Below are 13760 nucleotides of genomic sequence, written 5' to 3'. Positions count from 1 at the left end.
CGAAGCGCCGAGCCGTCGATGCCGGCCGGCCAAGACGCCGCGGCAGCCTTCAGCCCGCGTGCTGTGGCCGTCTACCTGGACCAGCCGTCCGGAAGCCCGAGGAATGTCCTGCCGGTAACCATCACCGACCTCGAACCGCGGGGCGAGCTGATCACCGTCAGGGCAGGACACTTGAGTGCCGAGATCACCGCCGGTGCCGCCGCGGACCTCGACCTGCTGCCCGGAATGGGTGTCTATTTTGCCGTCAAGTCGACCGAGGTGACGCTTTACCCCCGCTAGGCCCTACGCTGACGATTCCAGATTGATGGAAGCGTCTTCGTCGTCTCCCCGCCGGTCCAGCTCCTCATTGACTTCTTCCCGCCGGACCTGGGTTTCAAGGTTCGGGGATCCCTCTTCAACGTATTCAGTATCCAACTGCCGCGTCACCTTGCTGTTGAGCGCCTCGACGTCTTTGTCTTTGAGTTCTTCAAGGTCCTCCGGGAACGGTTCCTCCGGTGCGATTCTGGTTTTGTCCTCCACGATGCCTCTTTCCTGGTGCCGCATAGATCGGCCGCGATGATGGCACGATTCTATGCCACATCGCGGTGACCGAATGCCCCGCTGCTCAGGCTGCGTCGTCGGGCTTTAGACGCTTTAATACCGCCTTCGGCACAAACGGTGAGATGTCGCCACCCAGGGCCGCGACCTCCTTCAACAGTGTTGAGGAGAGGTGCGTGTAGCTGCTCTCGGCAGGGATGAACAGCGTCTCCACGCCCGCGAGCTGGCGGTTCATGGTTGCCATCGGAAGCTCAAAGTCGAGGTCGTGGCTTGACCGAAGGCCCTTCACAATCACATTGGCCCCCTGCGCCCGGCAGAATTGGGCAAGAAGGCCCTCCCCCATCGGCATTACCGAGACGCCCCGCAGGTAGGTGAGCGTTTCATGGGCGATCTCCACCCGCTCATCCTGGGTGAAGCGGTGTTTCTTGGACGGATTGGTGGAAATCGCCACAATCACTTCATCGAACAAACTGGTGGCACGGGCAATCACCTCCAGGTGACCATTGTGGATGGGGTCGAAGGATCCGGGACAGACGGCGCGTCGCATACAACGAATCTACCCATTCAGCGGCTGAATCTCCTCAATGCAACACACCAACGACATACTGGATCCCATGACTTCATCACCCCAGCGGCTCATCATCGACGGTGCACAAACTGCGCAACCATGGCAGCGCACAGCACAAGGGGCCAACCTCCTGGCTCCCGATGGGCAACTGGGAGTCACGATTTTCGAAGAAATCACGACCCTGGCCGGCAGGCACGGCGCAATCAACCTTGGACAGGGCTTCCCCGATGAGGACGGGCCGACGGAAATCCTCGACGCCGCGCGCGAGGCCATCCGTACGGGCGCCAACCAATATGCCCCCGGCAAGGGTCTTCCGGTGCTGCGCGAGGCTGTCGCGGCACACCAGGAACGTTTCTACGGTCTGACCCCCAACCCGGATTCGGAGGTGGTCATCACCACCGGGGCCACCGAGGCCATCGCAGCAACCGTCCTTGCCCTCACAGGACCGGGTGATGAGGTGCTGACGTTCGAACCGTTCTATGACTCCTATGGCGCGGTCATCGGCTTGAGCGGCGCACGACACACCACCGTGCCCCTGCTCGCTCCGGACTTCCAACCGGATCTTGAAGCGCTGGAGCAGGCAGTGACAGACCGCACCCGCGTGATCCTGGTCAACAATCCGCACAACCCCATGGGCACAGTGTTCACGAAGGAGTCGCTGCAGAAAGTGGTTGACCTGGCCGAGAAGCATAACGCAGTCATCGTCACCGATGAGGTCTACGAACACCTCACCTTCGACGTTCCGCACATACCGATCGCCACGCTTCCAGGCGCCTGGGACCGGACCATCACCATTTCCTCCGCGGGCAAAACATTCTCTGTCACAGGCTGGAAAATTGGCTGGCTGAGCGGCCCCGAGGAACTGGTTGCCGCCGTCCGCACCGTGAAATCCTTCCTCACCTACAGCTCCGGCACGCCGTTCCAGGCCGCGGTCGCCTCCGGCCTGGCCTTCGACACGGAATTCTTCACCGGTATCGCGGCGACTTTGAAGTACAAGTGCAATCTGTTGAGCGGGGGCTTGCGCGCAGCAGGATTCGAGGTGTTCAGCCCCGGCGGAACCTACTTCGTCAACGTGGATACCGCGCCGCTTGGCATCACTGATTCCACGGCACTGGCCCGCCGCCTGCCGGAACTGCTGGGCGTGGCAGCCATTCCGGTGCCGGTTTTCTGCCATCCAGAGGGCGCGGAGCGCACCCGCTCATTGCTTCGCTTCGCGTTCTGCAAGAAGGTCGAGGTGCTTGAGCGGGCCGTGGAGAGGCTCGCTACCCTGAAGGACCGCCTGTAGGTAACCGCCCCTGCATTCGATTCATTTTGTCCCCTCAGTTAGTCTGGAGGGGATGAAATCACCGGCGGGAACAGTCCACATGGCTGTGGGGACACGCGGCATTGGCTCTCTGTCGCGCCCTGTCCTGCTGGTTTTGGCGCTGGCCGCCCTGATTACGGGAATTCTGGCTATGCATGTGTGGGTGGGCGGGCACGGAGCAACCAGCCATCACGTCTCCACTTCTCCTGCAGTGCAGCTCGGCTCGGAGGCGGCTCCCGAGGGACTTCAGAACGCAGGAACTTTGGTGGAGGTCCCCGGTCACAGCGCCGATGCATCGCCTGCCGGTTGCGCTGATACCTGCGGTGAAAACAGCCTCATGACCGGAATCTGCGTGATTGCGCTGATGGCAATCGGTTCTCTTTGGCTTTATCTGCGACGCACCCGCATTGTGCCTTTCGCCGGACAATCACGCGCGCCACCTGTGCTCACCGAGCGCACCTGCGTGTCGCGTATAACCCCTTCACTCACACAGCTTTCGATCAGCCGGACATAAATTCCGTGGCCGCGGCCATGTTTCCGCGCCCGAATTCATCACGTCTCACGCCCATCAGCGTGATCGAACAGCAAATTTGAAGGACAGATTCCATGAACCGCAACCTTTCCCTATCAGCCCTTGCCCTCGCCGCCTCCCTGGCGCTGGCTGGCTGCGGCGCCGCCGAATCCGGGTCCATCCCGGCGCCCGACCAGCCCGCGGCCAGCAGCTCCGCAAGCGAAGCCGCGGCCGAACACAACGGCGACGACGTCATGTTCGCCCAGATGATGATCCCGCACCACCAGCAGGCAGTAGAAATGAGTGACCTGATGCTGGCCAAACCGGACATTGATCCAGCAATCGCCGAACTGGCAACCCAGATCAAGGAGGCCCAGGCGCCCGAGATCGACACGATGACGGGATGGCTTGAAGCTTGGGGTGAGCCTCTTGAAGCATCCGAAGGCACGGAGGGCCACGACATGGGCTCCGACAGCATGAACGGAATGATGAGCAGCGATCAGATGACCGAGCTTGAGTCCGCCGAAGGTACGGAAGCATCCGAGATGTTCCTCACTCAGATGACCGCACACCATGAGGGCGCCGTGGAGATGGCGCAGCAGGAAATCGAGAACGGCGCCTACCCTGATGCAATCGTCCTTGCCGAGATGATTGTGGAAACGCAGCAGGCCGAAATTGAGGAAATGAATACCCTGCTTCAGGGCCTCTAACCCAAGCCGCGGTGGTGGGACACCGTCCGGTCCCACCACCGCTTTCCACCCTTCCCCACATACATCCCTGGAGTATTCCGTGCCCAAACAAGCCACCCGTATTCCCGCTGTCCGGCAGGGAATAGGCGCGTCAGCTGCCGCGCTCACCCTCATCCTCACCGGCTGTTCAGTTCCATCCCCTACCACCGACGCCTCTGAGGACAACGGCTACCCCACCGGACATATCCACGGCATGACCGTCAACGAGTCAACGAACCGTATTCTCCTTGCCACCCATGACGGGCTATTTGACGTTTCGGCCTACCCCGCACAGCAGATCGGCCCTACGATCGACCTGATGGGCTTCACCTCCGGGCTAAACGGAACCTTGTACGCGTCAGGCCACCCGGGTCCCAGCGTCGACCTGCCGGACCCGGTCGGTCTTATTCGGTCCGACGACGCCGGCCACACCTGGAATGCTGTGTCACTGACCGGCGAATCCGACTTGCACGCACTCACCACGGCCGAAGGGCGGATCATCGCCTTCGACGGCCAGGTGAAGACCAGCGAGGACGGCAGTGAATGGACCGAATCCGGTACGGACATCCAGCCTTTCAACCTCGCGGGTTCGTCCACCAGCAACATGGTTCTCGCGACCACAGAGCAGGGCCTGCAGCGTTCAACCGATGCCGGCCTGACCTGGAATTCTGTGAGCGACGCACCCCTGCTGCTGTTAACCGCGATCGCTGGCCCGTCCGCCGCCGGTGTCTCTCCCGATGGCCGAATTTTCGTGAGCCCAGATGCCGGCTCCACCTGGGAGGAACGCGGAAGCATCGGGGAAACACCGGCGGCGTTCACCGCACATCCCACCAGTCACGGGCCATTGGAAATCTGGGTAGCCACCCAAGCCGGAGTGTCAGTATCCACCGATGACGGCCAAACCTTCACACCGGTTGCACCAAGGAGCTAGGCATGTATTCGAGCCAATTCCTCAGTCACATCGGCTCCCACGCTGAGATCGACGGCGACGCCTTTAATGACGGCGCTTTCATCCTGAGTATCGGCGGCGCCCAACAATCACACGTCGATCTGGCCAACCCCGGCAACGTTTTCTACGAGTACCTTCGCCGCATCGCCAACGTTCTGGACGTGTTCAAGCCAGCCGACCAACCCATTCGGGTGCTCCATCTCGGCGCGGGCGCCCTGACGCTTGCGCGCTACGTCCAGGCCACCCGCCCTGGATCCGAGCAGGCTGCCGTGGAGCTGGAACGTGAGCTCCTCGACTTTGTTGTTGAGCATCTGCCGCTCCCCGTAGGGACCAACTGCACCATCCTCATCGAGGATGCACGGGCCGCGGCGGCGCGCTTCCCGCCCGGCTCCTTTGACGCCGTCGTCCTCGATGTTTTCGCTGGCGCGGATGCGCCCGGGCATCTCGCCGATGCGGGCTTCTACCGCGAGCTGACCGAGCTGACCGCCCCGGGCGGGGTGATTCTGATCAATGTCGGCGATGATCCGCCACTTGCTTTCGCGCGCCGCCAGATGCGGTTGCTGCATCAAACCGGGTACGACGCCGCCGCGCTGGCTGATGCGGCAATGTTCAGCCGCCGGCATCCCGGCAATATTGTGCTTGCGGCCGTGCGGGACCAGTGGCCACCGGCCTGGACCGAGGCACTGCTGGCAGCCGGTCCGCATCCGGCCGCCGTCCTGACGGGTGTTGATCTTGAGGAATTCGCAGCGAATTAGCTAAGTGCAATTACCGGTTATTTACGATGCATTAATGTGCGCTATTGTTCGCCTGATTTGTACTGAATTATTTGGTCATCAGCAGTACATTGAATACACCGTTTCGACCGCAGCGATGATGGAGCAACCATGACCACGGAAGTAACCAGCGTTTCCGATTGCAGCGTCCACAACTGCGGGTTCAACCACGATGGCTGCACAGCGTACGCCATCACTGTCAGCGGAAGTCCCGAGCACGCCTCCTGCGCAACGTTCATCGACACTTCCCAGACTGGCGGACTGCCCATGGTCCTTGCACATGTGGGCGCCTGCCAGCGGACCGAATGCACATATAACAGCCACCTGATGTGCAACAAGCATGACGTGAAGATCGGCTCCGGCGCGGACGTTGCCGACTGCCTTTCCTACGCACCCCGCTAGGCGGTAGTCGACTCACGGATCTCTAAGCAGCCGCAAGCGGCTTTGGTCGATCACCGAAAACGTGCACGCCCCGCGCATGAGAGGTCTCTCATCCTTCCCTCACCCCCGTCTCATAGCGGCATGGCTGAATGGGTAACCTGCGGCAGATTCGACAACGCCGCAGGGAAAGTTGGGGAAGCACCATGGCTTCTAATGGGACCAAGGAACTGCGGATTGTCCTGTACTCGCACGACTCACAGGGACTGGGGCATACCCGCCGCAACCTTGCGCTTGCTCATGCCCTTGCGCGAAGCCTTCCGGAGGCAACAGGACGTGTGGTCAGCGGCCTGCTGGTAACAGGTGAGTCCACTGCAACCCGCTTTGAGGCTCCCGACGGGTGGGACTGGGTGGTGCTCCCCGGTATCCGGAAGGGCAGCGACGGCTACCTGCCCCGCAATCTTGCGATCAAACAGAAGAAGCTCATCCGGCTGCGCTCACAAATTATGAACGCGGTGTTGCGAGAGTTTGAGCCACACCTGGTGGTGGTGGACCGCCACGCCTTTGGCGTGGACCGCGAACTCACCAAGGCGCTCAGCCGTCTTCGTGAAGACAGGCCCAAATGCAAGGTGGTGCTCGGCCTGCGCGAGGTGCTGGACAGCCCCCAGGTTGCACAGCGCGAATGGCGTGAACTGGGCGATCTCCGTCAGCTCCGCAGGTGCTTCGATGAACTGTGGGTCTACGGAGACCCCGCGGTCCACAATCCGGTGACCACCGGCGAAATCCCCGCTGACCTGGCCCATCTTGTCCGGTTCACCGGTTACCTTTCCGCTGGCCGCCCGGCCCGACGACGCACCAGTGGAGCGTCCAAACCCTACCTTCTCACGATGGCCGGCGGCGGCTCCGACGGCCTCGCCATTACGCTCACCGCGGCTCGGGCCACGGTTCCCCACGGGTACCAACACATCATTGTCACCGGACCCCAGATGCCCAAGGAACACCGGGCACAGGTTGAGGACGCCGCGGGTCCACGCACAGAAGTGCTGGGATCGGTGCGCGACGCACTCGCCGAGATCAAGGACGCGTCGGCGATCGTGTCGATGGGCGGCTACAACACGGTGTGCGAGATCATGAGCACCAATACACCGGCGCTGATTGTGCCGCGGACCCATCCGCGGCGGGAGCAGCTGATCAGGGCCGCGTCGCTGGCGAAACACAACCTGCTGGACATCTGCCATCCTGACCAGTTCACCGCCGACGCGCTGTCCCGCTGGTTTGAATCCGTGGCCGGCACAGTGGTTTCCCGGGCGGGAATTCAGCTTGATGGACTTGAGACGGCCTGCCGTTACGCCACCCTGCTGCTCTCCGAGTTCAACGCGGCGCCCAACACGGCCGCGCATCACACCGATTGGCACAGCCATGCAGCCGTCTGACGCGCCCCGCATCGGCTACGTGCTCAAGATCTACCCGCGCTTCTCCGAGACCTTCATCGTCACGGAAATCCTCGCGCGGGAGGCGGCCGGCGAGCAGCTGGAAATCTTCTCGCTCCGGCCACCCGTGGACCCTCGGTTCCACCCTGAACTGGCACGGGTGCAGGCACCGGTCACTTACATCACCCGGCCCCACAAGCTGTCGGAAGCGTGGCCGATCGTTGCCGCCGCGCAGCGTGGTATTCCGGGCTTTCAGGGCAAGTTCGCCCGGCTGCTACCAGAGCTCGTGGACTCTGACCCCGGCGAAGTGCATCAGGGAATCGAGCTGGCCACGCTCCTGACACAACGCGGGATCACGCACATGCACGCCCATTTTGGGAGCATCGCGGCACGCACAGCCCATATAGCCTCAGCCATCACGGGGATCCCGTTCTCCTTCACCGCCCATGCCAAGGACATCTTTCACGAGCTGGTCGACCCGGAGCAGCTCGAACGTCTGCTGGCAGGGGCCCATCACACCGTGACCGTCAGCGATTACAACCTCGACTTCCTGTCCGCGTTCTCTCCGGAGAACGCCGCCGGGATCCACCGTGTGTACAACGGATTGGAGCTTGGCCGCTTTCCCTACCGCGCGCCCACGGCGCCGCACGCCCCGTTGCGGATTGCCGCCGTCGGCCGGTTGGTTGAAAAGAAAGGATTTCCGCTACTCATTGATGCCGTTGCGGACCTGGGCCGACAGGGCATTCCAGTGGAGCTTCGAATCGCCGGAGGTGGTGAACTCCAGCAGGACCTGGACCAACAGGTCCGCAGCCTCGGCCTTAGCCCCACCGTCACCCTGCTTGGCCCCCGCACGCAAAGCGAAGTAGTGGAGCTGCTCCGCTGGGCCGATGTTTTTGCCGCACCCTGCGTGGTGGGCGCCGACGGCAACGCGGATGGCCTTCCCACCGTGCTGCTCGAGGCAATGGCCATTGGAGTGCCGTGCATCGGGTCGGACGTCACCGGCATTCCGGAGGTCCTGAAAGGCGGCACCGGGCTCCTGGTCCGCGCGGGCGTGGTGTCCGATTTGGTGGACGCCCTTCGCACCACAGCCTCCCCCGCGTTCGACCGCGCGGGGGTGACCCGCGCGGCGCGCAGCCTGATCGAGGGAAATTTCGACGCCCGAAATCAGTCGACCAGGCTGCGGGAACTGTGTACGGGTGAGCATGCACTGTCCGGTGCCGCTCCGGTTCATGAGCAGGTGGCATCCTGATGCGCGTCGCCTATCTGTGCGTTGATCCGGGCGTTCCCGTGTTCGGTTCCAAGGGCGCCTCGGTTCATGTCCAGGAGATCATCCGGGCGTGGCGTAACCGCGGCGCGGACGTTGGAATCTACTGCACCCGTACGGGTGACGACATCCCGGCCGACCTCGCGGATGTGCCCGTGGTGGTCCACCGCCTTCCCAGTGGCTCCGGGGCGCAGCGTGAGCAGGCCCAGGCCGATGCCGCGGCAACCCTTGCGCAGCGGATTATCGACGACGGCGCCACAGCGGTGTACGAGCGCTACTCGCTGTTCAGCGATGGTCTGGCCCGGGTCACGGAGGCCCTGGATATTCCGGGTTTCCTTGAGATCAACGCACCGCTGATCGACGAGCAGCGCAAACACCGCGCGCTCCATGACGAACAGGCCGCTTACAAGACCCTGCGGACTCAGGTGGCGGCCGCGGCGCGCATTGTCTGCGTGTCCGAACCCGTTGCCCAGTGGGTGCGGGAGAGGGTGGACGCCGGGCAGCACCCGCGCATTCACACCATCCCCAACGGCGTGAATGTCGAGCGGATCCAGCCGGCGATCGAGGCTGACGGCTGCCCCGTCGTGGTCTTCGTGGGAACCCTCAAACCGTGGCACGGCGTCGAAACCCTGATCGAGGCACAGGCCGCGTCCACCCAGGACTGGACCGTCCGCGTGGTCGGAGACGGTCCGCAGGGTGCGCACCTGCGAAAGCTCGCCGCGAAGCTCGGCGCCAGGGTGCACTTCACCGGCGCTGTTCCCCCGGAGAGCATTCCGGCCCAGCTGGCCGGCTGCGCCCTGGCCGCCGCCCCCTACCCCGCCACCGACGATGCTGCGGACCAGTACTTCTCGCCTCTGAAGATTTACGAGTACTGCGCCGCCGGCCTGCCCGTGGTCGCTTCGCGTGTGGGGCAGGTACCGCAGATTATTGACGACGGCGTCACCGGGCTTCTGGTTGAACCGTCCAATCCGCGGGAGCTCGCGGAGGCCATCGATGACCTGTCCAGCGCGCCGGTGGCCCGGGCGGCGATGTCCGCCGCGGCGCGAGACATGGCCGCCGGCAGCCACAGCTGGACCGGCGTCCTCACACGGATCACGGAGGGCATCACACTGTGAAAAAAGACACTGTGAAAAAGGGCATTGAGCAAAAACCTCTCCGCAGGACGCTTGGCATCGTCAAACCCCATCTGGGCGGCCATAAGAAGCTGATGGCGGGTGGCGTGGTGGCGCTGCTCTTCGAGGTGCTGTTCCGAATCCTTGAGCCGTGGCCCGTGAAGTACGTTGTCGACGCCATCTCGCGCAGCCTCGGGGCGGACATCGCGGGAACCGGGCCGGAGGCCACTCCCCTGTTTCTCCTGGCCTGCGGCGGTGCCCTGGTGTTTTTCACTGGAATGCGTGCGGTCTGTAATTTCTTCGCCACCTTGGCGTTTGCGCTGGCCGGCTCGCGGGTTGCCACGTCGCTGCGCGGGAGCGTCTTCAATCATGTGCAGTCGCTATCTTCGCGCTACCACTCCTCGGCACGCACCGGCGACACAGTGCAGCGTCTGGTAGGAGATGTTGGAAGGCTGCAGGAGGTTGCGGTCAGCGCCGGCCTTCCTTTGCTGGCCAACTGCATCACGCTGGTGGCCATGGGCGGAGTGATGTTCTGGCTCGATCCCCTGCTGGCCCTCGTGGTGGCGTCGGCCTGCGCGGGATTCCTGCTCCTCTCAAAACTGAGCACCGGGAAGATTACCGTAGCCGCCCGGAAGACCCGCAAGGGTGAGGGTTCGCTGGCCAACACGGCGCAGGAAAGCCTGGGTGCCATTCGCGTGGTCCAGACTTACGGCCTGGAAAGCACCCTGGCCGACCGTTTCGGCAGCAGTAACCAGAAGACGCTCAAGGAAGGCGTCCAGTCGCGCCGTCTCGCAGCCGCGCTGGAGCGCCGCACCGACGTCATCGTGGGTGTGGCAACCGCCGTCGTGCTTGCCGGTGGCGGATGGCGGGTGGTGCAGGGCGCTATGACGCCCGGTGACCTCGTGCTCTTTCTGATGTACCTCAAGACGGCGATGAAGCCCCTGCGGGACCTCGCGAAATACACCGGAAGAATTGCCCGGGCCACGGCGTCCGGCGAAAGGGTGGCTGATCTTCTTGACGAACAGGTGGATATCAAGGACGGCCCCGGCGCAGTCCCGCTGGGCAAGGTGTGGGGCGGGCTCGGCTTCCGAAACGTCACGGCATCCTACGGCGATGCTCCCCCGGTGTTGCGGAACGTCAGCCTTGATCTCCGGGACGGCCGGAACACCGCCATTGTTGGGCCGTCCGGCTCCGGCAAGTCCACGCTGGTTTCACTGCTGGTGCGCATGATGGACCCTGTCTCCGGCTCCGTGCACGTCGACGGCCTGGACCTGCGCGGGGTGACCCTGGCCTCGCTGCGGTCCAACGTCAGCCTGGTCCTGCAGGATGCGGTGCTGTTCACGGGTACCATCCGGGACAACATCCGTTACGGACGGGTCGATGCCACGGACCATGAAGTGGAGAAGGCCGCCCGGATGGCGCACGCGCATGGGTTCATCGTCGATTTCCCGGACGGTTACGAGACTGTGGTCGGCGAGCGCGGCGGCACGCTGTCCGGCGGCCAGCGCCAGCGGATTGCGATTGCCCGCGCCCTCCTGCGCAACTCCCCCGTGGTGATCCTCGACGAGGTCACCACCGGCCTGGACCACGATTCACGCACCGAGGTCCTGGCCGGCCTCGCCACACTGACAAAGGATCGGACCACTGTGACAATCACCCATGAAGCCTCGGTGGCTCTGAAGAGCGACCGGGTGGTGTGGCTGCAGGACGGCCGCATTTTGATGGACGGCACGCCCGAGGACCTGATGCGCTTCCCACTCTTTTCATCGTGGGTGGGACAGCAACGTGCGGCGTCGGCTTTCCAGCCGGCCGGCCGTGCTGAGCGTGCAACTGTCGCGGGAGGCCCGGCATGAACATGGTGCGCACACAGCTTGATCCATCCCTCCCTGGCCTCGACGCGCTCTTCGACGAGGACCGCCTTAGTGGGCTGGTGGGCAGGCCCGTGAGCGCGGCCCACCTGCGCTGGAAGCCCGGCGTTTCGGCGGTTACACGCTTGCACGACGACGACGACGACGGCGGCGTCCGCTGGGCGGCAACGCACAGTGAGCACGCCTCAAGGAAACTGGAGAAGACCTTCCGCCGGGCTCACACTCAGGGACTGGAGGTGGAGCGGATTGAGTTGGGGCAGGATGACCTGGATGGCGGCACCCTTGTGAGCGGTCCCATCAGCCTGGACCCCCGGCTGTACCGGGCGCTGCAGCCTTTCCGCCGTGATGGGATGCGGGATATTTTCGCTTCTCCGGCGGTGAGGGTGCTCAATTACAACCCTTTCCGAAGGGTGGTGTTCGCGGTGGATGGCAGCGTGGTCTGCCGGGCCGGAGCCTCCCGGTCGGTTGACCATTCGCTGCTGGAGCGGCTTGCCGCCAGCGGCATCCCGGTGCTCACTCCGGTCCACCCCCCAAACCTTCCCTGGGGTGCGCACCTGCAGTACTTCCCCTGGTTCGGCAGCGGAGACTTGAGCACTGTGCCGCAAACTCCGGAGGCTGGACCGTCGTCGTACGCTGCAGGCGAGGCGCTCGCGCTGCTGCACGCCCAGCCTCCCGCTTCCGGGACGCACACCTGGCGCGCACCAGCCGGCCGTCTGGCTTCGCTGATCCGGGAGAACTCGCACCTGTTGCCCGAGAGTGCCGAGCGTCTCCAACGGGTGCACACCGGTCTTGAACCACTGCTTCGGCGTCCCGGCCTGGCCGCGCTGGTCCACGGCGATTTCTCCGCCGACCAGGTGTTAACCGCTGGGAACGAGGTACGGCTCACCGACTTTGACCGCTGCACCTACGGGGCTGCGGCGTCGGACCTGGGAAGCTTTGCGGCAGTGGAAATTCTCCACGCCATGCCGCTACCGCCGTCCACCGATGTGCTGGGGCTGCCGCGGACCGCGGCGCTGCTTGACGGTTACAGCTCCGGCCGGTTCGCGGTGAACACATCCGAAGTCCTTGGCTGGACGGTGTTTCATTTGCTCAACCGGCTGCGTGAACCGTTCCGTGCCTGCTCGGCCACCTGGCGGAGCGACATGACCGCCCGGCTGGACCTGATAGAGGAGATCCTGTGGTGATTCACGTCCCGTCGGTTTTGCCCGACCGGCAGGGCCGCAACCTCACTGTGCACCGGGCGTGGCCGCGTGACGCCGGCCGGCTGATTTTCGAAGCAATAGAGGCGGACAGCGGCCGAATCCGGGCCGGCTCAATCGATGCCTCAGGCCTGGTGCGCGTCGCTCCGTATGGGGAAGACCCGGTGCTTGTCGGCTTGCCGCGCGCGGCCGCAGAGGCCACGCTTCTGGTGCACCGGTACAAGCGCCGGGCGGTGGTGCGCGGAAGCAACGGATACACCAAGATCCTGGCCCGGGGAAAAGCGCGCTCGGTTGCGTCGTCGCACAATGCAATGACGCGGTTTGCAGCCGCTTCGGGCATTGTGGTGCCCGCGGTGATCGACCAGACCGCGGGCAACGTGACCGTGACCGCGGTGCCCGGACTCAGTCTGCATGACCTGGGCAGTGGGCTGCCCGCCTTCCCTGACCGGCGCAGCGACAGCCAGGATCACTGGCAACGGGCGTGGCAGTTGTGGTCGCTGAGGTGGCCGCGGCTGGCTGTAACGGCCCCGCCCGACGGCGGTTCCCGCGGAGCGCTGGCAGGTGGCACGTTGGCTGCCCACACGGCAAGGGACGAATGCGTGACTGTGTCCCGCTGGGTTGCCCACGCCGCGGCGTTCGGGGCGCTCCCCGTGGCGGAAGACCGCCTGCACAGGGCTGCGGCACGGGTTGCCCACCTGCTGTTGGCGGGAACCGGGCCCGCCGTTCTTGCACACCGGGATCTGCACGATAAGCAGTTGCTGTTCAACCCTGCGGGCAACTCGGTGGGTCTCATTGACTGCGACACGCTTGCGCTCGCGGAGCCCGCCCTGGATCTGGGCAACCTGTTGGTACACCTCGATTTCCGGGTTCTGCAGGGGACGCTGCCCGAGTATGCTGCCGCAGTTGCCAGACGGGCTGTGCTGGACGCGGCGGATGCCATGGAGGTTCCCAGGCCGCGGCTGCGCGCCTATGCGTCGGCAACGGCTTTGCGGCTGGCGTGTGTGTACGCGTTCCGGCCTCCCCACCGGGAGCTCGCCGCGCGCTGGTTCGATGCGACCGAGGCGGATCTGGCAGATCGCGATATGGGTTCCGCGTGCGCCTGATTCGCCCGGCCGGTCACCGCCGCATAACGGTGCAGTA

15 protein-coding genes are annotated in these 13760 nt (G+C 64.2%); 13 read left to right on the top strand and 2 right to left on the bottom strand.

The annotated features are described in order from the left end of the window. The coding region (locus Y708_RS24315) for a TOBE domain-containing protein (protein ID WP_164468591.1) at window positions 1-279 on the top strand (279 nt) is incomplete at its 5' end. A 3-nt stretch (window positions 280-282) separates the two neighbouring features. Here the strand turns inward: Y708_RS24315 and Y708_RS24310 are convergent. Together Y708_RS24310 and coaD are read right to left on the bottom strand one after the other, a co-directional pair. Beyond that, a complete protein-coding gene (locus tag Y708_RS24310) occupies window positions 283-519 on the bottom strand; it encodes a hypothetical protein (RefSeq protein ID WP_051478894.1) in 237 nt (78 codons plus the stop codon). Between the two features lie 85 nt (window positions 520-604). Continuing rightward, the gene (gene coaD / locus Y708_RS0110720) at window positions 605-1084 is read right to left on the bottom strand and encodes a pantetheine-phosphate adenylyltransferase (RefSeq protein WP_028279939.1); all 480 of its coding nucleotides are present in this window, start codon (window positions 1082-1084) and stop codon (window positions 605-607) included. Between the two features lie 67 nt (window positions 1085-1151). On the opposite strand from coaD, the gene Y708_RS0110715 reads away from it, so the two are divergent. The 12 genes from Y708_RS0110715 (at window position 1152) to Y708_RS0110660 (ending at window position 13723) form a co-directional block, all read left to right on the top strand. Then, a complete protein-coding gene (locus Y708_RS0110715) occupies window positions 1152-2390 on the top strand; it encodes an aminotransferase class I/II-fold pyridoxal phosphate-dependent enzyme (RefSeq protein WP_051478903.1) in 1239 nt (412 codons plus the stop codon). Window positions 2391-2442: 52 nt separating this feature from the next. Next, the gene (locus Y708_RS0110710; RefSeq protein ID WP_028279937.1) at window positions 2443-2922 is read left to right on the top strand and encodes a DUF6153 family protein; all 480 of its coding nucleotides are present in this window, start codon (window positions 2443-2445) and stop codon (window positions 2920-2922) included. Between the two features lie 92 nt (window positions 2923-3014). Beyond that, the gene (locus tag Y708_RS0110705; protein WP_028279936.1) at window positions 3015-3629 is read left to right on the top strand and encodes a DUF305 domain-containing protein; all 615 of its coding nucleotides are present in this window, start codon (window positions 3015-3017) and stop codon (window positions 3627-3629) included. A gap of 79 nt (window positions 3630-3708) precedes the next feature. After that, entirely contained in the window at window positions 3709-4578 is an 870-nt protein-coding gene (locus Y708_RS0110700) for a F510_1955 family glycosylhydrolase (RefSeq protein WP_253905770.1), read from the top strand. Between the two features lie 2 nt (window positions 4579-4580). Continuing rightward, a complete protein-coding gene (locus Y708_RS0110695; RefSeq protein ID WP_028279934.1) occupies window positions 4581-5351 on the top strand; it encodes a spermidine synthase in 771 nt (256 codons plus the stop codon). Window positions 5352-5480: 129 nt separating this feature from the next. Then, the gene (locus tag Y708_RS0110690) at window positions 5481-5771 is read left to right on the top strand and encodes a DUF1540 domain-containing protein (protein WP_028279933.1); all 291 of its coding nucleotides are present in this window, start codon (window positions 5481-5483) and stop codon (window positions 5769-5771) included. 182 nt (window positions 5772-5953) lie between these two features. Continuing rightward, window positions 5954-7180: a glycosyltransferase family protein gene (locus tag Y708_RS24305; protein WP_081746701.1), complete on the top strand. Its 1227-nt coding sequence runs from the start codon at window positions 5954-5956 to the stop codon at window positions 7178-7180. Then, on the top strand, window positions 7167-8426 hold the full coding sequence (locus Y708_RS24300) for a glycosyltransferase family 4 protein (protein ID WP_051478893.1): 1260 nt from the start codon (window positions 7167-7169) through the stop codon (window positions 8424-8426). The genes Y708_RS24305 and Y708_RS24300 overlap by 14 nt, the downstream gene beginning before the upstream one ends. Next, window positions 8426-9556, top strand: a complete 1131-nt coding sequence (locus Y708_RS0110675) for a glycosyltransferase family 4 protein (protein ID WP_028279932.1) — start codon at window positions 8426-8428, stop codon at window positions 9554-9556. The genes Y708_RS24300 and Y708_RS0110675 overlap by 1 nt, the downstream gene beginning before the upstream one ends. Continuing rightward, complete coding sequence (locus tag Y708_RS24295) at window positions 9553-11406, top strand: ABC transporter ATP-binding protein (RefSeq protein ID WP_051478892.1); 1854 nt, start codon at window positions 9553-9555, stop codon at window positions 11404-11406. The genes Y708_RS0110675 and Y708_RS24295 overlap by 4 nt, the downstream gene beginning before the upstream one ends. Continuing rightward, the gene (locus tag Y708_RS0110665) at window positions 11403-12605 is read left to right on the top strand and encodes a phosphotransferase (RefSeq protein ID WP_028279931.1); all 1203 of its coding nucleotides are present in this window, start codon (window positions 11403-11405) and stop codon (window positions 12603-12605) included. Before Y708_RS24295 ends, Y708_RS0110665 begins: the two co-directional genes overlap by 4 nt. After that, window positions 12599-13723, top strand: a complete 1125-nt coding sequence (locus Y708_RS0110660) for a phosphotransferase (RefSeq protein ID WP_028279930.1) — start codon at window positions 12599-12601, stop codon at window positions 13721-13723. Before Y708_RS0110665 ends, Y708_RS0110660 begins: the two co-directional genes overlap by 7 nt. Window positions 13724-13760: the final 37 nt, after the last annotated feature.

This window comes from Arthrobacter sp. H5, assembly GCF_000520595.1.
In the GTDB taxonomy this organism is placed as follows: Bacteria; Actinomycetota; Actinomycetes; order Actinomycetales; family Micrococcaceae; genus Arthrobacter_D.
Note: the sequence above shows the minus strand (reverse complement) of the source record. Positions and strands in the feature narration are given on the sequence as shown.

Bases quoted from the DNA above. Each gene is read 5' to 3' on its own strand.
- coaD (WP_028279939.1), bottom strand. From the start codon at position 1,084: ATGCGACGCGCCGTCTGTCCCGGATCCTTCGACCCCATCCACAATGGT.
- Y708_RS0110715 (WP_051478903.1), top strand. From the start codon at position 1,152: ATGACTTCATCACCCCAGCGGCTCATCATCGACGGTGCACAAACTGCG.
- Y708_RS0110710 (WP_028279937.1), top strand. From the start codon at position 2,443: ATGAAATCACCGGCGGGAACAGTCCACATGGCTGTGGGGACACGCGGC.
- Y708_RS0110705 (WP_028279936.1), top strand. From the start codon at position 3,015: ATGAACCGCAACCTTTCCCTATCAGCCCTTGCCCTCGCCGCCTCCCTG.
- Y708_RS0110695 (WP_028279934.1), top strand. From the start codon at position 4,581: ATGTATTCGAGCCAATTCCTCAGTCACATCGGCTCCCACGCTGAGATC.
- Y708_RS0110690 (WP_028279933.1), top strand. From the start codon at position 5,481: ATGACCACGGAAGTAACCAGCGTTTCCGATTGCAGCGTCCACAACTGC.
- Y708_RS24305 (WP_081746701.1), top strand. From the start codon at position 5,954: ATGGCTTCTAATGGGACCAAGGAACTGCGGATTGTCCTGTACTCGCAC.
- Y708_RS24300 (WP_051478893.1), top strand. From the start codon at position 7,167: ATGCAGCCGTCTGACGCGCCCCGCATCGGCTACGTGCTCAAGATCTAC.
- Y708_RS0110675 (WP_028279932.1), top strand. From the start codon at position 8,426: ATGCGCGTCGCCTATCTGTGCGTTGATCCGGGCGTTCCCGTGTTCGGT.
- Y708_RS0110665 (WP_028279931.1), top strand. From the start codon at position 11,403: ATGAACATGGTGCGCACACAGCTTGATCCATCCCTCCCTGGCCTCGAC.